Annotated in this window: 19 protein-coding genes; 12 read left to right on the forward strand and 7 right to left on the reverse strand. The window is 37.1% G+C overall.

Annotation, left to right across the window (positions count from 1 at the left end):
* The first annotated feature begins 118 nt into the window (after positions 1-118).
* From JR347_RS04665 to JR347_RS04675, 3 genes are read left to right on the forward strand one after another with little or no spacing between them, the layout of a single operon-like run.
* Positions 119-2,554, forward strand: a complete 2,436-nt coding sequence (locus JR347_RS04665; RefSeq protein ID WP_205722887.1) for an efflux RND transporter permease subunit — start codon at positions 119-121, stop codon at positions 2,552-2,554.
* 18 nt (positions 2,555-2,572) lie between these two features.
* Positions 2,573-5,923 carry an isoleucine--tRNA ligase gene (gene ileS, locus JR347_RS04670; RefSeq protein WP_205722888.1) on the forward strand — a complete coding sequence of 1,117 codons (3,351 nt, stop codon included), beginning with the start codon at positions 2,573-2,575 and terminating at the stop codon, positions 5,921-5,923.
* 1 nt (position 5,924) lies between these two features.
* On the forward strand, positions 5,925-6,575 hold the full coding sequence (locus JR347_RS04675; RefSeq protein WP_205722889.1) for a lipoprotein signal peptidase: 651 nt from the start codon (positions 5,925-5,927) through the stop codon (positions 6,573-6,575).
* Here the strand turns inward: JR347_RS04675 and JR347_RS04680 are convergent.
* Complete coding sequence (locus JR347_RS04680) at positions 6,572-7,114, reverse strand: AAA family ATPase (RefSeq protein ID WP_205722890.1); 543 nt, start codon at positions 7,112-7,114, stop codon at positions 6,572-6,574. The two genes, JR347_RS04675 and JR347_RS04680, sit on opposite strands and share 4 nt — an antisense overlap.
* Positions 7,081-7,713 carry a nicotinamide riboside transporter PnuC gene (gene pnuC, locus JR347_RS04685; protein ID WP_205722891.1) on the reverse strand — a complete coding sequence of 211 codons (633 nt, stop codon included), beginning with the start codon at positions 7,711-7,713 and terminating at the stop codon, positions 7,081-7,083. The genes JR347_RS04680 and pnuC overlap by 34 nt, the downstream gene beginning before the upstream one ends.
* Positions 7,714-7,763: 50 nt before the next feature.
* Here pnuC and JR347_RS04690 point away from each other — a divergent pair, with 50 nt between their 5' ends.
* On the forward strand, positions 7,764-8,516 hold the full coding sequence (locus JR347_RS04690; protein WP_205722892.1) for a toxin-antitoxin system YwqK family antitoxin: 753 nt from the start codon (positions 7,764-7,766) through the stop codon (positions 8,514-8,516).
* Here the strand turns inward: JR347_RS04690 and JR347_RS04695 are convergent.
* The gene (locus tag JR347_RS04695; RefSeq protein WP_205722893.1) at positions 8,513-10,057 is read right to left on the reverse strand and encodes a tetratricopeptide repeat protein; all 1,545 of its coding nucleotides are present in this window, start codon (positions 10,055-10,057) and stop codon (positions 8,513-8,515) included. The two genes, JR347_RS04690 and JR347_RS04695, sit on opposite strands and share 4 nt — an antisense overlap.
* Positions 10,054-10,740 carry a septal ring lytic transglycosylase RlpA family protein gene (locus tag JR347_RS04700; RefSeq protein ID WP_205722894.1) on the reverse strand — a complete coding sequence of 229 codons (687 nt, stop codon included), beginning with the start codon at positions 10,738-10,740 and terminating at the stop codon, positions 10,054-10,056. Before JR347_RS04700 ends, JR347_RS04695 begins: the two co-directional genes overlap by 4 nt.
* Positions 10,741-10,886: 146 nt before the next feature.
* On the opposite strand from JR347_RS04700, the gene guaB reads away from it, so the two are divergent.
* The 8 genes from guaB (at position 10,887) to JR347_RS04740 (ending at position 20,511) form a co-directional block, all read left to right on the forward strand.
* Positions 10,887-12,356, forward strand: coding sequence for an IMP dehydrogenase (gene guaB / locus JR347_RS04705; RefSeq protein ID WP_205722895.1), 1,470 nt, complete (start codon positions 10,887-10,889; stop codon positions 12,354-12,356).
* Positions 12,357-12,451: 95 nt separating this feature from the next.
* Positions 12,452-14,521 (forward strand): PP2C family protein-serine/threonine phosphatase, encoded by a 2,070-nt coding sequence (locus JR347_RS04710; protein ID WP_205722896.1) that lies wholly within the window; start codon positions 12,452-12,454, stop codon positions 14,519-14,521.
* Positions 14,522-14,559: 38 nt separating this feature from the next.
* Complete coding sequence (locus JR347_RS04715; RefSeq protein WP_205722897.1) at positions 14,560-14,895, forward strand: STAS domain-containing protein; 336 nt, start codon at positions 14,560-14,562, stop codon at positions 14,893-14,895.
* A complete protein-coding gene (locus JR347_RS04720) occupies positions 14,895-15,314 on the forward strand; it encodes an ATP-binding protein (protein WP_205722898.1) in 420 nt (139 codons plus the stop codon). The genes JR347_RS04715 and JR347_RS04720 overlap by 1 nt, the downstream gene beginning before the upstream one ends.
* A 58-nt stretch (positions 15,315-15,372) precedes the next feature.
* Positions 15,373-17,325: a foldase protein PrsA gene (locus tag JR347_RS04725; RefSeq protein ID WP_205722899.1), complete on the forward strand. Its 1,953-nt coding sequence runs from the start codon at positions 15,373-15,375 to the stop codon at positions 17,323-17,325.
* Positions 17,306-18,184 (forward strand): peptidylprolyl isomerase, encoded by an 879-nt coding sequence (locus JR347_RS04730; protein WP_205722900.1) that lies wholly within the window; start codon positions 17,306-17,308, stop codon positions 18,182-18,184. Before JR347_RS04725 ends, JR347_RS04730 begins: the two co-directional genes overlap by 20 nt.
* 34 nt (positions 18,185-18,218) lie before the next feature.
* A complete protein-coding gene (locus JR347_RS04735; protein WP_235689759.1) occupies positions 18,219-19,505 on the forward strand; it encodes a peptidylprolyl isomerase in 1,287 nt (428 codons plus the stop codon).
* Between the two features lie 40 nt (positions 19,506-19,545).
* On the forward strand, positions 19,546-20,511 hold the full coding sequence (locus tag JR347_RS04740; protein WP_205722902.1) for an AAA family ATPase: 966 nt from the start codon (positions 19,546-19,548) through the stop codon (positions 20,509-20,511).
* Positions 20,512-20,513: 2 nt separating this feature from the next.
* On the opposite strand, the gene JR347_RS04745 is transcribed toward JR347_RS04740, so the two are convergent.
* The 3 genes from JR347_RS04745 to pheS are packed head-to-tail and all read right to left on the reverse strand — an operon-like array spanning position 20,514 to position 22,835.
* Complete coding sequence (locus JR347_RS04745; protein ID WP_205722903.1) at positions 20,514-20,966, reverse strand: hypothetical protein; 453 nt, start codon at positions 20,964-20,966, stop codon at positions 20,514-20,516.
* Positions 20,956-21,816 (reverse strand): 3-hydroxyacyl-CoA dehydrogenase NAD-binding domain-containing protein, encoded by an 861-nt coding sequence (locus tag JR347_RS04750; protein ID WP_317192614.1) that lies wholly within the window; start codon positions 21,814-21,816, stop codon positions 20,956-20,958. The genes JR347_RS04745 and JR347_RS04750 overlap by 11 nt, the downstream gene beginning before the upstream one ends.
* The gene (pheS, locus tag JR347_RS04755) at positions 21,813-22,835 is read right to left on the reverse strand and encodes a phenylalanine--tRNA ligase subunit alpha (RefSeq protein WP_205722904.1); all 1,023 of its coding nucleotides are present in this window, start codon (positions 22,833-22,835) and stop codon (positions 21,813-21,815) included. The genes JR347_RS04750 and pheS overlap by 4 nt, the downstream gene beginning before the upstream one ends.
* Position 22,836 lies beyond the last annotated feature (1 nt).

Consider the following 22,836-nt stretch of genomic DNA (forward strand, 5'->3'; position numbering starts at 1 on the left):
ACCTGTTACATGGAATTCTCATAAACTTTAAGTAACCTTTAATTGGCATAAAGTAGGTTACCTAAAGTTTATGCTCATTTCAGGGTAAAATCATTACCTTTGTGCCTTCATTTTTGCTATGTGGACTAAGCTGAGTCATATTATCATTAAACAAAGGTTATTACTGGTCTCGATACTAGTACTAATCACTGCGTTTATGGGCTATCATGCTCGTAATGTGGAGATGAGCTATGACTTTATGAAAACCGTGCCAGCTGACGATCCGGATATGGTTGAATTTCAGAAGTTCAAAGAACTGTTCGGGGAGGATGGAAATTTAGTTGCACTAGGAGTACTCGATAGTGCTGTCTATGAGTTAGACAATTTCAAGAAATTCAACGAGCTGAGTAAGCAGCTAAATGGCATTGAAGGCGTTAATAGTGTTTTGAGCTTACCACTCATTAAACGTCTAGAAAAAAATACCGCTGAAAAGCGTTTTGATATAGTTCCAATTTTTGGAGATAACATAGCCTCCAATAAAGAAGAATTTGACAGTCTGTTACAGGTAGCGCTTGACCAAAAATTTTACAGCGGCCAGCTGCTTAATGAGGAAAATGGAGCTACACTTATTTTGGTTTCCATTAATCGTGAAGTGTTAAACTCACCGAAACGATTAGAACTTACCGCGGAAATTCAAAAATACGGAGCAGCATTTGAAGAAATTACGGGTATAGAGCTGCGTTATGCGGGTCTTCCATTTGTCAGATCAGTTGTTGCAGGTAACGTGAGGAACGAAATGCAGATGTTTCTTCTGCTATCGGTAGTAGTTACAGGTATCATTCTCTTTGCATTTTTCAGAACGTGGGATGCAGTTGTTTTCCCAATGACAATCATTGCAGTCGTAGTGGTTTGGGTCATGGGCTCTCTGGCATTATTTGGATATAAAATCACAATACTTACCGGATTAATTCCACCTGTCATTGTCGTCATTGGTATACCCAACAGTGTATATCTCTTAAATAAATATCATCAGGAGTTTGAGAAACATGGCAATAAGGTAATGGCTATTAGCCGCGTAGTTCGTAAAATAGGTCTAGTAACACTGATTACTAATTTTACTACTGCTGTTGGTTTTCTAGTGTTAATGAGTACAGACATTACCATTCTTCGAGAGTTTGGTATTGTAGCCGGAATAAATATCATGGCTACTTTCTTGGTGAGCATCATCCTTATTCCTGCTGTATTTTCATGGCTACCTTCACCGGGAGGTAAGCAATTAAAGCATTTAAGATTTAGAGGGATTGATTATGTGCTGACTCAAATGGACATCCTTGTCCATAGACATAGAATAGCAATCTACTCTGTTACAGTTGCCTTGGTAGTAATTTCAGCCATAGGTATGTATAAGATTGAGGCGATCAGCTACATGGTGGATGATATCCCGGCAAAGAGTCAGATAAAGAAAGATCTTAGATTTTTTGAGAAACACTTTAGTGGCATTATGCCATTGGAGGTTATTGTTGATACTCAAAAAAGACGAGGAGTTATTGATCTGGATAACCTTGAAAAACTGGAAGAGTTGGAGGAATTTTTGGGTGATCAAAGGGATATTTCAAACCCTGTAAGTGTCGTAAACTTTGTAAAAGCTTCAAAGCAGGCATTTTATAACAATAACCCGGCTCGCTACAGCCTACCAAGTAATAGAGAAAAGAATTTCATTTTGCGTTACATGCGTAATCAGGAAGATAGTTCAGGATTGTTCAATTCATTTGTAGATTCTACACTCACTAAAATGCGAATGAGCATGCAAATTGCCGATGTAGGTTCTCATAAAATGGATTCCTTGATAAAGGGAGTTGTTCAACCTAAAATAGATTCAATAACGGCCGGAACGGATATGAAAATTAGCGTGACGGGGACTACGCCATTATTTATTAAGGGGAATAAATTCTTAATTAAAAATTTATGGTTTAGCCTTTGCCTTGCCTTTATCATTATTGCCATAATCATGGCTATGCTATTTGCCAATTTTAGAATGATCGTAATTTCACTTATTCCTAACGTAATTCCTTTAATGATTACAGCAGGAATTATGGGGTTTGCAGGCATTCCATTAAAACCAAGTACGGCATTAATTTTCAGTATAGTGTTTGGTATCTCAGTAGATGATTCTATTCACTTTTTAGCTAAGTACCGCCAGGAATTATTTGCCAATAAATTCTTTGTGCCATTAGCCATAAGTAAGAGTTTAAAAGAAACAGGAGCAAGTATGATGTATACTTCTATTATCCTGTTTGCTGGTTTTATCATTTTTGTTTGGTCAGATTTTGGCGGAACAGTGGCTTTGGGAATTCTTACTTCTATTACACTGTTAATTGCCATGATCACCAATTTAATATTGCTTCCTTCTTTACTGATGACCTTTGATTCAGGAAAAAGAAGAAAAGATGTGCATCCTCTTATTGAACAATATGACGATGGCTTCTATCAGGAAGATGAAGATGAGGAGATTGATCTGGACCTAATTAAAGTTGTCGATACTGATAGTTCGGACAACAAAGAAAATAATTCATAAACATAAAGGTAAGTAGCGGTGAAGTATAAAGAGTATAAAGGGCTCAACTATGCTGAGGTAGCAAACGAAGTACTAGACTTTTGGAAATCGAATAAAATATTTGATAAGTCAATTTCTACGCGAGAAGGAAATCCAACTTTTACATTTTATGAAGGGCCTCCTTCAGCTAATGGTACTCCTGGTATTCACCATGTGATGGCACGTGCTGTAAAGGATATTTTCTGCCGATATAAAACACTCAAAGGTTTTCAGGTAAAGCGTAAAGGCGGTTGGGATACTCATGGTTTGCCAGTGGAGCTGCAAGTAGAGAAAGAACTCGGAATTACCAAAGAAGACATAGGTAAGAAAATCTCAATAGAAGATTATAATAAGAAGTGCAAGGAGACTGTAATGAAGTTCAAAGATCAGTGGGATGATCTCACTGAGAAAATGGGCTACTGGGTTGATTTGGATGACCCTTATGTAACCTTTGAGAAGGATTACATGGAATCGCTTTGGCACATCTTAAAGCAATTGTATGATAAAGGCTTAATTTATAAAGGATATACTGTACAGCCGTTTTCTCCTGCTGCTGGTACTGGCCTAAGTTCGCACGAATTAAATCAACCAGGCACTTATAGAGATGTAAAAGATACTTCTGTTACTTCACAATTTAAGGTGAAGAAAAATGACAGATCAGCGTTCTTATTTGAATCAGAGGATGAAGATGTGAGAATGCTTGCATGGACTACTACACCATGGACGCTTCCATCTAACTGTGCATTGGCTGTTGGAGAGAAAATCGAATATGTAAAGGTGAAGACCTTCAATCCATATACATATGAGCCAGTGTCGGTTATTCTTGCGAAAGATTTGGTGAGTAAGCATTTCAATTCTAAGGCAGATAACATTGAACTTTCAGACTATAAGCCTGGTGATAAATTAATTCCTTATAAAGTAGTTCAAAGCTTTAAAGGAAGCGAAATCACTGAAGTAAGATATGAACAACTACTGCCTTATGTTACCAATGAAAATTTAGAAGCGAATGCTTTCAGGGTTATTCCTGGAGACTTTGTGACTACGGAAGATGGTACGGGTATCGTACATACAGCCTCTGTTTTTGGTGCGGATGACTTTAGAGTAGCGCAGCAAAACGGAGTACCAGCTGTCTTAGTAAAAGATGAGCAAGGCAACGATGTGCCTTTAGTAGATAAGCAAGGGAAATTTGTGAAAGAGGTTACTGATTTTGCTGGCATGTATGTGAAAGAAGAGTATTACGATGATGAGACTCGCAAAGATCCAGACTTTAAACCAACAGATGTACTTATAGCAATAAAGCTCAAGGAAGATAATAAAGCCTTCAAAGTAGAGAAATATGAGCACTCCTACCCTCATTGTTGGAGAACAGATAAGCCGGTTCTTTATTATCCATTAGATTCTTGGTTTATAAAAACTACGGCTGTTAAGGATGATTTAGTAGCTCTAAACAAAACAATCAACTGGAAACCAGAATCTACTGGTTCGGGGCGTTTTGGTAACTGGTTAGAAAACTTGGTAGATTGGAATTTATCTCGTTCAAGATTTTGGGGTACGCCATTACCGATATGGGTTTCTGAAGATAAAACAGAGCAAAAATGCATTGGCTCACTAGCTGAGTTGAAAGAAGAAGTTGAAAAATCAATCAAAGCAGGGTTTATGTCAGAGTCAATATCTGACGACTTCGATTTACACAGACCGTTTGTTGATGATGTTGTGCTGGTATCTGATTCTGGTCAGAAAATGTTCCGAGAGCCTGATTTGATAGACGTTTGGTTTGATTCAGGGGCCATGCCTTATGCACAATGGCATTATCCATTCGAAAATGAAGATACATTTAATTCCAATTATCCGGCAGATTTTATTGCTGAGGGCGTAGATCAAACACGAGGCTGGTTCTTCACGCTACATGCAATCGCTGTAATGCTTAATAAGAGTGTAGCTTTCAAAAATGTAATAGCCAATGGTCTAGTGCTTGATAAGAATGGCAATAAAATGTCTAAAAGATTGGGCAATGCAATAGATCCATTCAAAACATTAGAACAATACGGGCCTGATGCTACAAGATGGTATATGATATCAAATGCCAACCCTTGGGATAACCTTAAATTTAATATTGAGGGGGTCGCTGAAGTTCAGAGAAGATTCTTCGGCACACTTCACAACACCTATTCATTCTTTGCTTTATATGCAAACCTTGATGGTTTTAACTATAAGGATGGAGAAATTGAAGTTAGCAAAAGAACAGAAAGTGATCGCTGGATATTAAGTAAACTCAATACGCTTATCTCAAAAGTTGATCAAGCATTTGAGGAGTATGAGCCAACAAGAGCTGCCAGATTAATTCAGGATTTTACTATCGATGATTTAAGTAACTGGTATGTGCGGTTGAATAGAAAACGATTCTGGAGAGGTGAGTACAATGAGGATAAGAGATCTGCTTATCAAACACTATATACATGTTTAGCTAATATTGCTAAGCTTTCATCTCCAGTTGCCCCATTTTATATGGATAAGTTGTACCAGGATTTAAACGCAGTTACAGGTTTAGATAAAGCTGAATCAATTCACCTTACTGATTTTCCTAAAGCGGATGAGTCAATAATTGATGAAGAACTGGAAAGTAAGATGAGTTTAGCTCAAACAGTTTCTTCATTAGTGCACTCATTACGTAAAAAACACATGATTAAGGTAAGACAGCCTTTGTCAAAGATTTTGGTTCCGATACTAAACTCAGAATTCAAAAATCAGGTGAGTGCTGTGGAGGAATTGATACGTTCGGAGGTAAATATTAAGGCCATTGAATTTGTAGATGATGAATCAGGAATTTTGGTGAAAAATGTGAAGCCTAATTTTAGAAAGTTAGGTCAGGAATATGGACCTAAAATGAAAGAAATAGCCGGCAAGATTAATCAGTTATCTGCTGAAGATATCTCTGAATTAGAAGCTAATAATGCATTTGAAATTGAAATATCTGATCAAAAAATCAATTTGACATTAGAAGATGTTGAAATAACTTATCAGGATATCCCTGGTTGGTCTGTAGCCACTGAAGGTAGAATAACTGTTGCTCTTGACATTACGCTCGATGATGACTTGCGTAAAGAAGGTATTGCCAGAGATTTGGTGAACAGAGTTCAGAATCTTAGAAAAGATATGGGTCTTGAGGTTCAGGATAAGATCAATATCAGCATAGAAAAAAATGAAGAGTTGGTAAATGCTGCCTTAGAAGCTAATAAAGAATATATCTGTTCTGAAACACAGGCACTATCACTGGCTATTAAAGATTCTGTGACTGATGGTAATGAGTTGGAAATGGACGAATATAAAATAAAAGTAAAGATCGAAGCATAGAATGAAGCTAGACCCAAAAATCTTAAAGTACTTCTTAGTTGCGTTAGTAGTGATCATCATTGATCAAGCATCTAAAATGCTTGTGCATAATAACATGATGATGGGCACAGCAGGTGAAATTGATGTTATTGGCGATTGGTTTAAACTGCACTATTTGCTGAATCCAGGCATGGCCTTTGGTTTGAAATCCAGCCATGAGTATGGAAAGCTTTTACTCACACTGTTCAGGTTGGTGGCCATGGTGGGTATTGGTTACTACATCTATTATTTGTACAAAAAGCAGGCGCATACCGGATTGCTTTGGTGCATGGGTTTAATCTTAGGAGGTGCAGTGGGCAATGTGATTGACAGTACATTCTATGGGGTTTTACTTGACAATGCCCCAGCAGGCTCTCCCACTCCTTGGTTTCATGGACAGGTAATAGATATGCTTTTCTTCCCACTTTTCGATGGGTACTACCCAGAATGGATACCAGGTATTGGAGGTGATTACTTCCTGTTCTTCAGTCCCGTTTTTAACATAGCTGATTCTTCTATTTTTATTGGAGTCGTTATCATTCTAATATTTCAGAAGAAGTTTTTTGTGAAAGAGGAAGATGATAAAAAATCTGAGGAGACAAAAGAAGCAGTTGAAGAGTCAGTACTTGGCTAACTATTGAGAAGTGCGTCAATAGCTTTTACGGCTTTCTTTTGGCGCTCATAATGTGAGCCAGATACTTCAATGAAGTTAGCTCCTCTTTGAATGAGATCATTTTTAAAAGTATCATAAAAGAACTCTCGTAGATGAGGATTTTCTCTCTGCGGGTCTTCATCCCAAGGAATGTCAATTCCGGTTAAAATGTGCAGATCATATTTTCTGCTATGGTATTCACGCAGTATTTCATCATAGCACGCACCATATTTGTGTTCACTCCAGATTTTTATTACCGAAAGATCTGTATCGCAAATAAGAACTTTGTTGGCCTGTTCAGAAAACTTATCCTCTAATTGAGTTTGGCCCTTTGCGATTTTTAAAAGGTCTTTCTCTTCATATGGCCTGTCCAGTCGATCAATATATTGTCGGGCATATTCCGGCACCCAGGCAGTATTGTAATACTTTGCAAGCAATGATGATAAGGTGCTTTTGCCAGTACATTCAGGACCAACCAGGGCAACTTTTATGATATCTTTTGCTTTGCTAATTTCTTCCATTCCAAATATCCGGCTACAGCCAATCCAATATATACAAAGTAAAGTAACGAGTAAAAATAAATCCCCTTGTAAAAATAGATACCGGCTGCAAGTATATCTACCGCAAACCAATAAATCCAATTTTCTACTTTCTTCCTTGCAGTCAGCCACATGGCTGTAACACTTAATGATGTAGTGGCGGCATCCCAATAAGGTACAGAAGCGGGGATAAGGTTGGGGAATAGCACGTGAATGTTAGAAAGGAATAAGCCAAAAGCCAACACTCCAATGAGTGAGAGAAACAAATACACAACATTCCATCTTAATGAAAGCCACCTCACAACCACCTTTTCTTCAGTATCTTTTTTTCCATAAACCCAGTAATACCAGCCATATATATTCAGAATTAGAAAAAATATATGCAGTATAAAATCGCCATAGAGTTGCTGTGTCCAGAAAATGTAAAGTGAAAGGAGTATGTAAGTTATACCTGTTGGCCAGGTGAAGACATTTTCCTTGATGAGAAAGTAAACACATAGCAAACCGAAGATAAGCCCAAGTGCTTCGGTGATGTCTATTGAAAGAAAGTAATCAAGGCTTTGCCGAAGTAATTCCGTCATGGGCGCCAAAGATATCCTATAATTTTTAGATTTGTTAGACTATGAATTTTATGAGGAAATCTAATCTTTTTCTGCTACTGGTGGCCCTTTTATTTTCTTCGTGTGATATGTTTGAATCAAACAAGAAAAAGGGTGGCAAGAAAATTAAAGATGGCGTTGTGAAGCAATACAGAGCCAATAATGTATTAAAAAATGAAATCACATATAAAGATGGTGTTCGCCATGGAGTAGCAAAAACTTATTATGAAGACGGTACTTTGAGGCAAAAGATTGACTATAAAATGGGTAAAAAGCATGGCGAGGCCATTACCTATTATGAAAATGGAAATGTATATCAGTCCACTCCATACGTAGAGAATAAAATTCACGGCATAAGAAAGAAGTATCGTCAGAATGGGAAACTCATGGCTGAGATTCCTTATAATAACGACATGCCTTGCCAGGGCCTTGTAGAGTATTTATTGGACGGTTCGAAAAAGAAGAATTACCCCTCTATTGTGTTTAAAACTAATGATAACATTTTAAAAAGCGGTAAGTACGATTTAGAGATATTAATGTCTGATAAAAGTAGAAATGTCGATTATTATATAAATACACCCCTCTCTGAAGAGGGTTGCCTTGTAACTGAATTTGGAGCCAGATCTAATTACAAACCTGGTGTAATGAAGCTGACTTACAATTTACCGGAGGGCACATTTGTGATGGAAGAAATAAAGGTGCTGGCTGTTGTGAAAACTCGATTGGGCAATCCGTATATAACACAGGCTAAACACAACCTTGCCATTGAAAATAGAGGGTTTTAGCGGATCATACTTTTCCTTACTAACAATTCATGATTATGTGGCGACATATTAAGGCCTTCATTTAGTATTGATCGTGCCTTAGCTGTATATCCTTTTCTGAAATAGTAAACGGCTGTAATTGAATAGGCTCTGCCTAAATTTCCATGATCTATACTCAATTCAGGATCATAATGCTCTTCAAATAGCAGCTTATATTTCAGTCCTTCTTTTTCATTTTTAAGGTCGAAGTATTTGCCAAATTGCACGAGGTAAGTATTGGCAAGCATACTTTTGAAATAATTGTTTTCAAGTAGCGCAGGATAGATTTCTTTGAATTCTTCAAGTTTAACTAGTGCTTCTTCATTGCTGGACGTAAAAAGTGTCTTGGCTAAAGTGTTAATCAATAAATTATTAATGTCCTGATTCTGAGGTTTTGCCTCGTAAGCTTTACGAAAGAAGCTCAAACCTTCACTGTATTTGGCTTGATTATACAAAATTCGCCCCCTTTCATAATTGTAGATGTATGCGAATTCAATCTGCAATTTCGCATCGTTCGTTTTTGTTTCAATAAGCTCATAATACGCATCTAATTTTTCAGGCTGGTTTTTATCTACCAACAGTATGTTAATCATTCGGCTAAATTCACTGATAATCAGGTCTTGGTCGAGCTTTCCAGCTCTCCCAAGTCGCACAAGTAAATCCGCTGAAACAATATCTTCATATTCATGATCAACCAAATATTGAATGATGCTCGCCAGCCAAAAGTTTATAGTTTTATCTGAAGGATAAAAAAGCCAGGCCTTTTCTGCTTGTTGAAAAGCACCTAAAACATCTTCGTTCATAATCCTGTAAATGGCATCGTTCATGTACTGTATGCCAATGAGGTTGGTGAGATTAATATCTTCATCAGACAAATAATACTTTCTAAAAAGTTCTTCTGTTGTTTGAGTACGCATTTCAGAACTACTGATCAGTTTGGCCTTCGCTAATTGATTCACTAATTCCTGTTTGCTGTTGTCAGAGTAGTTCACAAAACCAAATTGCGGGTCAGTGGTTTCTACTAATACTTGCTCTGCTGCAGGGTATGCTACCAAATACACGTGTGTGGGTCTTTCTTTTACTGTATAAGGTATATTTAATTGCTCGAAAAAAATACCGTAAAGAGCAGTTGCCGATACGCAGTTGTATTTGCCATTTTCAAAAATATCAGCAAAATGATTTTCAGCTAAGTATTGGTCGAAAAAATGGTCGTGTACCTCTTCGTAGATGAATTTAATTTTTTTCTCAGGTTTTTTGCCAAGTGCTTTATTGGTGCTAAGTTCATTTAAAAAACTTTCGATGGACTTTTTAGCTACTTTGTAAGATTGAGATGTAGCTTCCGGATCGAGTGCAAAGAATAGTCCAACGAAATCCGTTTCTCCTTCAGAAATATACTTGTCAATTATTTCTTTCTCTAAATCAGAATTGTATTGGAGTTCACTTTTATAAACGAGCGAGTCCTGACTGTACGCATTCAGGAAAGTAAAAAGAAGTATGAATACTGATGGAATTCTAAAATTCATAGTTTAGCGAAATCCACAATAAATGCATCCGGATATCTCCTTTGCAGTTTGGCTTTAAATTCAGAGGCTTTTTCTCTGTTTTTAAAATCACCCACTACAATGGTATAAATCTTTACTCCGTTTAACACCTTCACTTGCACTGTCACCTCCTTTTGGTAACTCGATTTTAAATTATCTGCTAATCGAACAAGGTTAGCTAATTCCTTAAAACTACCAATCTGAACTCCAAAGCCCTTTGGGTCTATGCGATCCACATCAAATTCATAAAATTCCCGCTCGTCTACCGATACATGGCCTACAGGCTGACTCAATCCACCACCTTTACCATCACCAGCATCAACCACCTCAATTTTAACATCGGCCAAGCCATCATTAATAAAATTCAGTTTCTCAGCTGCAGATTTCGATAGGTCTATTACCCTACCCTCTACAAATGGTCCACGGTCGTTAATTCTTACCTCTACAGTTTTATTATTTTTAACGTTCGTGACTTTTACAATCGTTCCAAAGGGTAGTGTCTTATGAGCGGCAGTAAGCTTAGAATGCTTGTATTTTTCCCCACTGGCTGTTGGTCGGCCTTCGAACTTATCAGCATAGTAGGAAGCTTTGCCTTCTTGTATTTGGCAAAATGTAGATGAGACACATATCAATAATAGTAAAAGTGTGCTTAGTGATTTTAACATAGTAGTGTTTCTTAACAAGGTACGATTATCAGATAAAGATAATAAGAACGAAAGAAGATGGCTCAAATTCTTTTTTCAAAATTTATGATTAAATAAAGTCGTATTCTGTAGCTTTGCACGGCAAATAACATTAACGCTTATTTGCTATGTCACCAGACAATTCTAGATTTCCTGAAGCACTAACGTATGATGACGTGCTTCTTCAGCCAGGCTACTCAGAAGTTCTACCCAGAGATACAGATACTTCAAGCCAATTAACAAGAAATATACGATTGAATATTCCATTAGTGTCCGCTGCTATGGATACTGTAACTGAATATAATTTAGCCATTGCTATGGCACTTGAGGGTGGTCTTGGTTTTATTCATAAGAATATGACCAAAGAGGAACAAGCCAGCCAGGTGCGTAAAGTGAAAAGGTCACAAAGCGGCATGATCCTCGATCCTATTACTTTGAATATTGACTCTAAAGTGATGGATGCCGAGAATATTATGCGCGAATATAAAATTGGAGGTATTCCGGTTATTGATGAAGCAGGCAAGCTCATTGGTATTATCACCAATCGTGATTTAAGGTTTCATAAAGACATGTCAACGCCTATAAAAAGCATAATGACATCTAAGAACCTGATTACTGCTGAAGAGGATAATATTAACTTGGAGAAAGCCGAAGGCATTCTTCAGCAACATAAAATTGAAAAACTACCGATCGTAAACAAGTCGGGCATTCTTACAGGATTGATTACTTATAAAGATATTCTTAAGAAGCGCGATAAACCATTTGCATGTAAAGATGAATATGGCAGACTAAGAGTAGGTGCTGCAGTTGGTGTAACACCAGATATATTAGAAAGAATAGAGCTGCTAAAAAATGCAGGAGTTGATGTTGTGAGTATCGATACTGCTCATGGTCATTCAAAAGGGGTAATAGATCAGGTTAGAGAGGTTAAAAAGACTTATCCCGATTTAGAAATTATTGCTGGTAACATTGCAACAGGAGAGGCGGCAAAAGCATTAGTAGATGCCGGGGCTGATGGTATCAAAGTTGGAGTTGGTCCTGGTAGTATTTGTACCACTAGAATTATTGCTGGTGTGGGTGTTCCACAACTTTCAGCAGTACACGAATCAGCGAATGCCATTAAAGGCTCTGGTGTACCTGTTATTGCTGATGGTGGTATCAGGTTCTCTGGCGACATTGTAAAAGCCTTAGCTGGTGGCGCTCAAAGTGTAATGGTAGGTTCACTTTTGGCAGGTACAGAAGAGGCTCCAGGTAAAGTTATAATTTATGAAGGCCGAAAGTTCAAATCATATAGAGGTATGGGCTCGTTAGAAGCTATGGAAGATGGCTCTAAAGACAGATATTTCCAGGACGCTGAAGATGATATTAAAAAGTTAGTACCTGAAGGTATTGTAGGAAGAGTACCATATAAAGGATTGGTGTCTGAAGTGTTGTATCAATTAGTTGGTGGTTTGAAAGCTGGCATGGGATACTGTGGTGCTAAAAACATTGAAAAGTTGAGCGAGGCTAAATTTGTAAAAATCACAACGGCTGGTGTAAATGAAAGCCACCCGCACGATATTTTTATCACGCGAGAAGCGCCTAACTACAGCAGATAACATTAGTTAGTATAGAGAATAAAAGCGGAGTTTACTCCGCTTTTTGCATTTATTAACTTATTGTAAATCCAATATTTATTATCTTCAAGGCTGCTATGTTAAGTGCTAAAGCTATAATCAGATTAAGTACACTTGTGTCCATTCTTTCGTGGGTGGCATTAGTATTTACTGATCTTTCGATTGTCTTTAGCAGCACGAGCAGCATCAACCCAAGTGTGGATGACGAAGTACCTAAAATACTCCTCAGTCTTTTCGCATTTTCAGTTTTCCTATATTATAAATTCAAGATTGAAAAGGCCGAAAGCATCAACTTTGTTGACTTACTCTGGAAGGTATTTGTTACCGGACTTGTTGTAACAATAGTATCACTATTCTTTCGTCTGATACTCAACTTATTGGGCAACACAAAGTTAGCGGGCAATGTGGTGTTTCTTGATTTTCTATACCTCGTAAACCTTGGTTTAATCATATCATTCCTGGTTTCCACATTTGTGGTTTGGAAGCGGCTCATACTCTATCAAAAATCTAAATTTTTACTAACAACCTGGAAGGTTTTTGAATATGCCTTGTTAGGTAGTTTAGTGTATAGCCTCTTTGGCGGACCGGCTGTAGTATGGTTTAGAGAATACTACATAACTATTTTGATCTTAATGGGTCTATTCCTTTCGGCCAATATGAAATGGGTGGCATACCTTAATTTCAAACAAAAGTGGAAAAGTATCCTGTTGATAGCGTTGGCCATGTTCTATCTTGGCTATTTCAGTGTCACTTTATACGGTTTTTCAGTAGATATTTCAGAGCAGACAAACCAGTTTCAGGATTTTAGAGATAGTGTGTTCGTAACATCAATGATCAGTTTCATTTTTGTGTATGCACTGTTCTCACTACTAGTAATATTATTTAATCTACCAACCTCATCTGTTTTCGAACAAAAGTTAGAGGAGGTTTTAAACTTCCAGCGTTTAAGCCAGAGTATCCAGACTGAACAGAATGAAGAGCGTGTTTATGACATTTTATTAGAAAGCTCAGTAAGTACTGTTTTTGCCGATGCTGCGTGGATAGAACTACACGATACCCGAAGTGGCAGTACTTTCTTCACCCATCATATAGAGGAAGATGAAATTCTAAAGATTAAGAAACATTTTGTTGATAATAACATCAAAGGTATTCTTGACAAAGGCAGTGATAGAACAAAGAACCTAGGCAAGTACTTAGCAACTTTAAAAGCAACACGTTTCAGATCTATGATCGCCTTTCCTGTACATGTGAAAGGAAAGCAAGAAGCTACTTTGGCATTGTTAAAAGAAGTAAGCGATGGTTTTAATAAAGAAAATGCCAATATCATTGATGCATTTAGTAATCAGGCTGGGATATCGATTGAAAACTTTAGACTACTTTCAGAGGCACTACAAAACGAGCGATATAAAGAGGAATTAAAAATTGCCAAAAAAGTGCAAAGCAGTTTGCTTCCAAAGGACTTGGCAGTTAGTAAAGATTTTGAAGTCACCGCATTCTCAGAAGCAGCCGATGAGGTAGGGGGTGACTATTACGATACACTGGTAATCGATGATCATCGAGTAGCGATAATCATTAGTGATGTTTCAGGTAAAGGAACTTCAGCGGCCTTTCACATGTCGCAAATGAAAGGGGTATTCCAAAGTTTGGCACAATTAGGCCTTGAGCCTAAAGAGTTTTTGGTGAAGGCCAATACAGCGCTGAGCAAGTGCTTAGACAAAACTTCGTTTATCACCACCTCTTTTTTTGTAGTAGATACAAAAAAGAAAGTGGTTGAATTTGCCCGAGCTGGTCACTGCCCAACGCTGTACTTCGATTCAGAAAAGAAGCAATGGGAGTTCTTTCAAAATAAGGGGTTAGGTCTTGGAATCTTACGAAATGGAGATTTTGCAAACTTTATTCAGCCAAATAAGTTTTCATACAAGCCGGGGGATATAATTATACTGTATACGGATGGTATAACTGAAGCCAAGAATATGAAGGGGCATGAGTTCGGGTATGAAAGACTTCAGGAAGCTGTGACTAAAACGGTGAATTGCACTGCTGAAGAAATCCAGAAAGCGATTATTGACGATTTATATGAGTTCACAGGAACTCCTGTTATAGATGACGATTATACCACAGTGGTAATAAAATTTAGAGAATCTTGATTAGATAAACATTAGTATAAACAATACGTAAAAGAGATATGGTTGACGTAAAGAGAATTCAGGAAGGTAGTTACGATTTAATAAATATAATAGGTGAGGTAGATGCAAGCTCATCTATAGAGTTGGATAACGCCATGGATGAAGCTGTTAAAAGCGGCCGTAAGTCTTTCCTGGTCGACTGTTCTTCCCTTGAATATATTTCTTCAGCTGGTTTAGGAGTATTTATGTCGTATATAGAGGAATTTAAGAAGCACGAAATCAATATAGTTTTTTATGGCTTGAATGAGAAGGTGGCAAATGTTTTTGAAATCTTGGGCCTCGATCAATTATTAATAATTAAAAACTCGAAGGAAGAGGCTAAAGAGGCGCTATAATGAAGTATAGTTATAAAGTACCTTGTAAAAAAGAGAAGCTTAGGGATATCAGATCTTTTGTAAAAGAGATTTTAGATAAGCATGGCCTCTCTGAAATTGACTCAAGCACCTTAGTGCTTGCCATCGATGAGGTATGTGCTAACTTAATTATTCATTCACATCAATGTAATGCCAAGGATTCTATAGAAATTGTGATTAATGTTGATCAGGAGGTGGGCATTATTTTCGATATAATTGATAAGGCTGAGATTTTTGATATCAGCAATTATGAAGAACCTCAGCTCGAAGATATTATTAAAAAGCAACGCAAAGGAGGCTTAGGGTTAATATTAGTTAAAAGAATAATGGATAATATTCAAATTATTCAAGATCCTACAAAAAACATTTGCCGCATGACAAAAAAGATACAAGTGGCGTAATACACTCCTTTTTCCTACAAAATCGTTAAAATTGCAGGGTTTTTCAAACTAACCATTTATGGTACTTAAAAAGTTATTTTTTATATATCTAGCACTAATTCTAGTAAGCCATTCAGCTGTGGGACAGAAGAAAACAGCGGATGATATCCTATTCACCGTAGAAGATCAATCTGTTACTGTAGAAGAATTCAAATATGTATATAACAAGAATAATATAAATAACGATAGTGCCTTCACTAAGAAGGATATCGAGAATTACTTTGACCTCTTTATCAACTTTAAGCTAAAAATTAAAGAGGCTAAAAATCGGAAGATGGACCAATCTGATGCTTTCAAGGAGGAACTGAACGGTTATATTGAACAATTGAAAAAACCATACCTAACAGAAAATGCCGTTACAAATCGCCTTATTGAAGAGGCCTATAACAGATTCAAGCAGGAAATAAGAGCACAACACATACTTATTAAGCTGGATGAAGAAGACACCCTCAAAGCATACAATAAAGCCTTGGAGGTAAGGGAAATGATTGTTAATGGACAGCCATTTAACGAGGTTGCCCAAAAATACTCCGATGATCCATCGGTTAAAATCAATAACGGTGACTTAGGATATTTTACATCATTTCAGATGGTTTATCCTTTTGAGTCGGCCGCTTATAACACTGCGGAAGGAGAAATTAGTATGCCTGTAAGAACTCAATTCGGCTATCATTTGGTAAAAGTTCTGGATAAAAGGCCAGCCAATGGGAAAGTACAAGTAGCTCATATTATGCTAAGACATAAAGCGGATACCACAACTGTGAGAGATAAAATATTTGAAATATATGAGCAGGCAACTGGTGGTGTAGATTGGAATGAGTTGGTTAAGCAATACTCTGAAGACGTAAATAGTAAAAATACAAAAGGCATTTTAAGGGCGTTCTCAGTTGGTCAAATGCCAATTGAGTTCCAGGAGGCATCCTTTCAATTAAAGGATGAAGGACAGATTTCAGACCCAATCAAAACTAAGTATGGCTGGCACATTATTAAGCTAGTAAAAAGAGAAGGCATTGATTCCTTTGATAACATGAAGGATATGATCTCGGCAAGAATTAGCAAAGATGTTAGGTCCGAATTAAACGAAAAGGTACTGATTCAGAGGCTGAAGAAGGAAAATGGATTTTCAGTAAATGAAAAAGCCTATAAACTACTTAAAGAAAAGGCAGATAGCAGTGTCCTAAAAGGTAATTGGAAACCTGAATTAGGAAAGAAAAGCCCTGATAATCTATTAACTATTGGTAACTCTGAAATATCAGCCAATCAGTTTGTAGAATTTGTTAATGAAGAAGACAAAAGTAAATCATCTTCACCTGGGTATACTATAGACTTATTATTTGAAAAATTTCAAAATATTCAAATAAAGAAATATGAGGAGGATCATCTGGCAGATAAGTATATTGATTATAAAATGCTAGTGAAAGAATACCATGAAGGAATTTTACTATTTCAGTTAATGGAAGAAGAGGTATGGAATAAAGCCATTGAAGACTCAGTAGGGCTGGCCAACTTCTATGAAAAGCATAAAGAGGATTATATGTGGGGTAAAAGAGCAGAAGTGAAGTTGTACAGTGCCTCAGACAAATCAATCATATCAAGAATACAGAAGGCTATCGAAGAAAAAGATAGTACTTATTTAAGGAAAGAAAATCTATATAAAACCTATAATTCAGGTAGTTCTGTAACTTTGCAAACTGAATCAGGGCTATTTGAAAAAGGAGTCATCGAAGCTTTGGATAGAGTGAATTGGGAAGTTGGTGTGTATACTACTGAATATGCCGGCAAGCATCATTTAGTTGTAATTTCAGGAGTGGAGGAACCTCGTATAAAAAAATTGAATGAGGCAAAAGGGGCTGTAATTTCAGATTACCAAAACGAGTTGGAGAAAGAATGGCTCAAAACATTAAAAGAAAAGTATTCAGTCAACGTTAATCAAAAAGCACTAAATAAAGTCTATGAACAGTTGGTTCAATAAAGCAGTACTGATTTTACTTGTAGCATTAATTTCTTCTTGCGATTTAATTAAAATGAAAGAAGATGTTGTGGCTGAAGAGACAATGCCCGAACCGGTAGCAAGAGTGGGAGATCAGTTTCTATATCCGGATGATTTGGAAGGTATTGCTACTGCAGGAATGACTTCTGAAGATAGTACTGAGAGAACCATGAGGTTTGTTAATAACTGGGTACGTAAACAAATACTCATTCAGGAGGCAGCAACTAAGATTGAATTTGATGAAGCCGAAATTGAAAGAAAAATTCTTGACTATCGATTTAGCCTGATGGGCTACGAATACCAATCTTATTACATTAATCAAAACCTAGATAAGGAAGTTTCAGATGCTGAAATTGAAGAGTATTATAAAGAGAACATTGATAATTTCTTACTTAAGCAAAACATCATCAGAGGAAAGTTTATTAAACTACCTGTTGGGGCGCCAAAAATAGATAAAGTTAAAAATCTGATTAACTCTAAAAAGCAGGATAAAATTGAAGAGCTAAATTCTTATGCTTTAAGTTTCGCGGCCACTTACCAGTTAAACGATTCAGTTTGGATGGTATTTGATGAAGTAATTAAGAACTCACCTTTGGCTGAAATACCCAATAAGATTCAGTATTTACAGAATAATAAGTACATAGAAACATCCGACTTGCAATTCAGGTATTTCATTAAAATTGAGGAGTACAGAATATCGGACAACACTTCTCCTCTGGAGTTTGTGAAGGAGGACATTAAAAACATCATTATTAATAAGAGAAAAGTGCAGTTGGCACAGCAGTTAGAAGAAGATTTATATGAGCGAGCAAAGACAAACAAAGAGTTTGAAATTTATTAGAAATATATTCCTACTAGTACTATTTCATTTGAGTATGATACCTTCTTTCGGCCAGGAAGGCGGGGTAATGGTCGATGAAATCATCAGCAAGGTTGATAATTACATAGTCTTAAAATCAGACCTTGAAAGGGCTTATATGAACTACCTGTCAAGTGGAAATTCAGCATCATCGCAGGCTAAATGCGGTATTTTAGCTCAGTTAATTAGTGGTAAGCTTATGGTGGCCAAAGCTGAAATAGATTCTGTAGAAGTGAGTGATGCGTTGGTTGATAATAACCTCGACAGAAGAATGCAGATTATTCTTTCACAGTATGGAGGATCAGAGGAGCAACTGGAACAGTACTATGGAAAATCTTTAGATGATATTAAAGAAGATATCAGGGACGATGTTAAGGAGCAACTCACTGTTGAAACAATGCAGAATGAGATTATTAAGGATTTGAAGGTGACACCCGCTGAGGTGAAGAAGTTCTTTGCCAAAATTCCTAAAGACAGTCTACCATATTTTTCTACCGAGGTAGAAGTAGGTCAAATAGTGAGAATCCCAACCATTAGTGCTGAAAGTAAAAATGAGTTAAAACTGAAGCTTAATCTACTAAAGAAGCGCGCAGAGGCAGGTGAAAGTTTTGAAGCACTGGCGAGAGAGTATTCACAAGGGCCAAGTGCTAAATATGGCGGAAATTTAGGATTTGCTCAACGTGGCGCCATGGCTCCGAAATTTGAAGCAAATGCGTTAAAGTTAAAGCCTAATCAAATTTCTGATGCATTTGAAACAGAGTTTGGAATACATATTGTTCAGTTGATTGAGCGAAGAGGAAATGAGTATAATTCCAGACATATCATTCTCATTCCTGATCCTTCTGAAGCAGATATAAAAAGAACGAGCAATTCACTCGATAGTATCAGGCAATTAATTGTTAGGGATAGTATTACGTTTGAAAAGGCAGCGAAGGAATTTTCAGAAGATAAAAGAACTGCCGGAAGTGGTGGCTTTTTTACTGATAGCCAAGGGGGATTTAAAATTTCTGTAGAAGATTTAGATCCGGTAATATTTTTTACGATTGATAGTATGCAGGTAGGTGATATTAGTAAGCCAGTAAAATTCAGAAGGGATGACGGAAAAGAGGCTGTAAGAATTCTATATTATAAATCTAAGGTTAGTCCTCATCAGGCCAATTTGAAGCAAGACTGGCAAAAAATTCAAGCTGCTACTTTAAACGAAAAGAAATCACGTATTTTAAGTGAATGGTTCGATAAGGCAAGAAATGATGTATTTATTAGCATTGATGATACCTATGATTATTGTGGCATTCTCAACTAATAAATAGTTACTTCGTAACTACTACTTAAAACTAAAGTTTATGAAAGAATTTAAGACAGATGTAGAAGCTGCTGATGGTTTGTTCGAGGCTTATAATTCTCTTAAAAAGGAAATTTCGAAAGTAGTAGTTGGCCAGGATGAAGTAGTAAGACTGTTACTCACTTCAATATTTTGTGGAGGTCATTGTTTATTGGTAGGCGTTCCAGGCCTTGCCAAGACGCTCCTTATACAAACTATGTCATCGGCACTTGATCTTAAATTTAATCGTATTCAGTTTACGCCTGATTTAATGCCGTCAGATATTGTTGGAGCAGAAACTTTAGATAAAGACAGGAACTTTAAATTTATTAGAGGGCCAATATTCTCCAACATTATTCTTGCCGATGAAATAAACCGAACACCACCTAAAACTCAAGCTGCTCTGTTAGAATCGATGCAAGAATATGCTGTAACCATTGGTGGACAAAAGCATAGTTTAGATCGACCGTTCTTTGTGTTAGCAACTCAGAACCCAATTGAGCAGGAAGGTACCTATCCTTTACCAGAAGCCCAGCTTGATCGATTTATGTTTAATGTGGTATTGGATTATCCAAGTTATAATCAGGAGTTGGATATTGTTAAAAATACTACATCTGATGTTACTACACAGGTATCTCACATACTATCAGGTGATGAAATCACTTATTTCCAGCACTTGGTAAGAAAAGTGCCTATTGCTGATAATGTGGTAGAATATGCTGTAAATCTGGTTCAAAAAACCAGACCAAGCACTGAGCGAGCAACACAAATTACAAATGATTACCTGGAATGGGGGGCTGGTCCCAGAGCATCGCAGTTCCTTGTATTAGGTGCTAAGTGCAATGCACTTCTTAATGGTAACTATTCACCGGATATAGCTGATGTTCAGGCGGTAGCCAAACCAACTTTAAGGCATAGGTTGGTAAGAAACTTTAAGGCCGAGGCTGAAGGATACGATATCAATAAAATTATTGATAACCTGCTGTAATGTTACCTGCCATTAGCAGATTCATCTCTGATGGTTAATGTACTCCCTGAAAGTGAAGTTTCGTAAATTCTTAAAGGTGATCTGGCAGGACCCGTTGTTGGAATGGCATCAGGAAAGTTGTAATTAGAACCGCAACAAGTGTCTACCATATAGAACCCTGAGGAATGAACATCTACTGTCGCACAAGCAGAGTTAGGTTCAAAAGAGCAGTTTCTTTCGTAGGCGATGTAATTTGTGTCAGATTCCTTATAGATTATAATTCCTCTTACTCCACCTTCAATGTAAATATATCCTGCTGTTCGTAAGTCTTGGTATTCCGGCAAGGTTAGATTGATGGATATGTCTGGAAAGTCAGTGAAAGGTAAGGGGATGTCAGAAGTATCTTCTTCGCAACCACTATAAGAAATAAGAATTAATGAAAGCACTATTATGCTAAGAAAACTATTAATAGTCATAAAAACCCTTTCCCGATTTTCTTCCGTGATGTCCGGCATCAACTTTTTGCTGTTGAATTCTGCTAGGCCTGAATTTTGAATCTTGATAAAATGAGTTGAACATGGATGTAGTTACAGAGAAGTTGGTATCAACTCCAATTAAGTCCATTAATTCAAATGGCCCCATTTTAAATCCACTAGAGCGCATTAAGGTATCAATAGTTTTTACGTCAGCTACTCCTTCTTCCAATACTTTTAATCCCTCTACGTAATAATGTCTTGCAACTCTGTTTACAATAAAGCCAGGAGAGTCAGCTGCCATTACAGGCGATTTGCCTAACTTTTTAGATAACTCGTAAGTAACTTCAGCCGTTGTTTTACTCGTAGCTGCCCCGGAAATTACTTCCACCAATTTCATTATGTGTGCCGGATTGAAAAAGTGCATACCTACAAAACGGCCCGGGACCTTTAGGTTAGCTCCTATTTGTGTGATGGGAATAGAGGAGGTGTTGGATGCTAAAATTGTATTTTCAGAATTAACTTCCTCCAAAGTGTTAAATACTTTTTGCTTAATGTCCAATCGCTCTACAATTGCTTCAATAATAAAGTCAGCAATTACATTATCTAATTTTGATTCAAAAGATAATAATGCAAGGGTGGAGTCTTTAGTTTCAACTGTTACCTTTCCTTTTTCAATTCCTTTGTCGAGGTTTTTAACAATAGTCTTTTCTGCTTTATTTAAAGCTTCTTGATCAATATCGAAAAGGATTGTTTTAAAGCCAGCCATAGCGGCAATTTGAGCAATGCCCAAGCCCATGGTGCCTGCGCCTACAACTCCTATTGTTTTAATATCATCAACAGTGGTTATCAATTTGCTGTTTTAAACTGTTTCAAAAATCGGATATCATTTTCAGTGTATAAACGTAAATCGTTTACTCGATATTTTAGCTGTGTAATTCTTTCAACACCCATACCAAATGCAAATCCGGTATATTTCTCAGAGTCAATGCCACAATTTTCCAACACGTTAGGGTCCACCATGCCAGATCCTGCTATCTCAACCCAGCCGGAGTATTTACATAGCTGACACCCATCTCCATGGCATATTTGGCATGAAATATCTATTTCAGCACTTGGCTCAGTAAATGGAAAATAAGAAGGTCTAAAGCGTATTTGGGTTTCAGGTCCAAATAGTTCTTTCGCAAAATGATATAGCGTCTGCTTTAAGTCAGCAAAACTTACATTTTCATCAACATAAAGTCCTTCTATTTGATGAAATACACAATGTGCTCTGGCTGATATTGCTTCGTTTCTGAATACCCTCCCTGGCATGATTGACCTAAAAGGGGGCTTATTGTTATTCATGAGTCTTACCTGCACGTTTGAAGTATGCGTTCTGAGTAGCATATCCGGATTTCTTTCAATAAAGAAAGTATCCTGCATTTCTCTAGCCGGATGGTTTTCAGGGAAATTAAGTGCAGTGAAATTGTGCCAGTCATCTTCAATTTCAGGCCCATCACTTACATTAAAGCCAAGTCTCTCAAAAATTTCTATAATGTTGCCTTTAACAATATTCAAAGGATGGATACTGCCAGCCTCTCCTGTGGGGGGTAAGGTTAGATCGATATGATTGGAAGAACCTGAAGAGCTTTGAGTTTCCAATGATTCAATCAACTCCTGAAATTTATCTTGAGCTGCTTGCTTTACCTTATTTATCTCTTGGCCAAATGCTCTCTTTTGGTCGTTAGGTATATTTTTAAGCTCATTAAACAGCTCACCAACTACGCTCTTTTTGCTGATGAATTTAATTCTATATGATTCTAGCTCATCTTGAGTTTTAGCCGTTGCTGACTCTATATCCTTTAATATGCTATTAACCTTATCCTTCATA

The sequence above is a fragment of the Fulvivirga lutea genome (genome assembly GCF_017068455.1).
GTDB classification, from domain to species: domain Bacteria; phylum Bacteroidota; class Bacteroidia; order Cytophagales; family Cyclobacteriaceae; genus Fulvivirga; species Fulvivirga lutea.

Bases quoted from the DNA above. Each gene is read 5' to 3' on its own strand.
- JR347_RS04665 (WP_205722887.1), top strand. From the start codon at position 119: ATGTGGACTAAGCTGAGTCATATTATCATTAAACAAAGGTTATTACTG.
- JR347_RS04675 (WP_205722889.1), top strand. From the start codon at position 5,925: ATGAAGCTAGACCCAAAAATCTTAAAGTACTTCTTAGTTGCGTTAGTA.
- JR347_RS04680 (WP_205722890.1), bottom strand. From the start codon at position 7,114: ATGGAAGAAATTAGCAAAGCAAAAGATATCATAAAAGTTGCCCTGGTT.
- pnuC (WP_205722891.1), bottom strand. From the start codon at position 7,713: ATGACGGAATTACTTCGGCAAAGCCTTGATTACTTTCTTTCAATAGAC.
- JR347_RS04690 (WP_205722892.1), top strand. From the start codon at position 7,764: ATGAGGAAATCTAATCTTTTTCTGCTACTGGTGGCCCTTTTATTTTCT.
- JR347_RS04695 (WP_205722893.1), bottom strand. From the start codon at position 10,057: ATGAATTTTAGAATTCCATCAGTATTCATACTTCTTTTTACTTTCCTG.
- JR347_RS04700 (WP_205722894.1), bottom strand. From the start codon at position 10,740: ATGTTAAAATCACTAAGCACACTTTTACTATTATTGATATGTGTCTCA.
- guaB (WP_205722895.1), top strand. From the start codon at position 10,887: ATGTCACCAGACAATTCTAGATTTCCTGAAGCACTAACGTATGATGAC.
- JR347_RS04710 (WP_205722896.1), top strand. From the start codon at position 12,452: ATGTTAAGTGCTAAAGCTATAATCAGATTAAGTACACTTGTGTCCATT.
- JR347_RS04715 (WP_205722897.1), top strand. From the start codon at position 14,560: ATGGTTGACGTAAAGAGAATTCAGGAAGGTAGTTACGATTTAATAAAT.
- JR347_RS04720 (WP_205722898.1), top strand. From the start codon at position 14,895: ATGAAGTATAGTTATAAAGTACCTTGTAAAAAAGAGAAGCTTAGGGAT.
- JR347_RS04725 (WP_205722899.1), top strand. From the start codon at position 15,373: ATGGTACTTAAAAAGTTATTTTTTATATATCTAGCACTAATTCTAGTA.
- JR347_RS04730 (WP_205722900.1), top strand. From the start codon at position 17,306: ATGAACAGTTGGTTCAATAAAGCAGTACTGATTTTACTTGTAGCATTA.
- JR347_RS04735 (WP_235689759.1), top strand. From the start codon at position 18,219: ATGATACCTTCTTTCGGCCAGGAAGGCGGGGTAATGGTCGATGAAATC.
- JR347_RS04740 (WP_205722902.1), top strand. From the start codon at position 19,546: ATGAAAGAATTTAAGACAGATGTAGAAGCTGCTGATGGTTTGTTCGAG.
- JR347_RS04745 (WP_205722903.1), bottom strand. From the start codon at position 20,966: ATGACTATTAATAGTTTTCTTAGCATAATAGTGCTTTCATTAATTCTT.
- pheS (WP_205722904.1), bottom strand. From the start codon at position 22,835: ATGAAGGATAAGGTTAATAGCATATTAAAGGATATAGAGTCAGCAACG.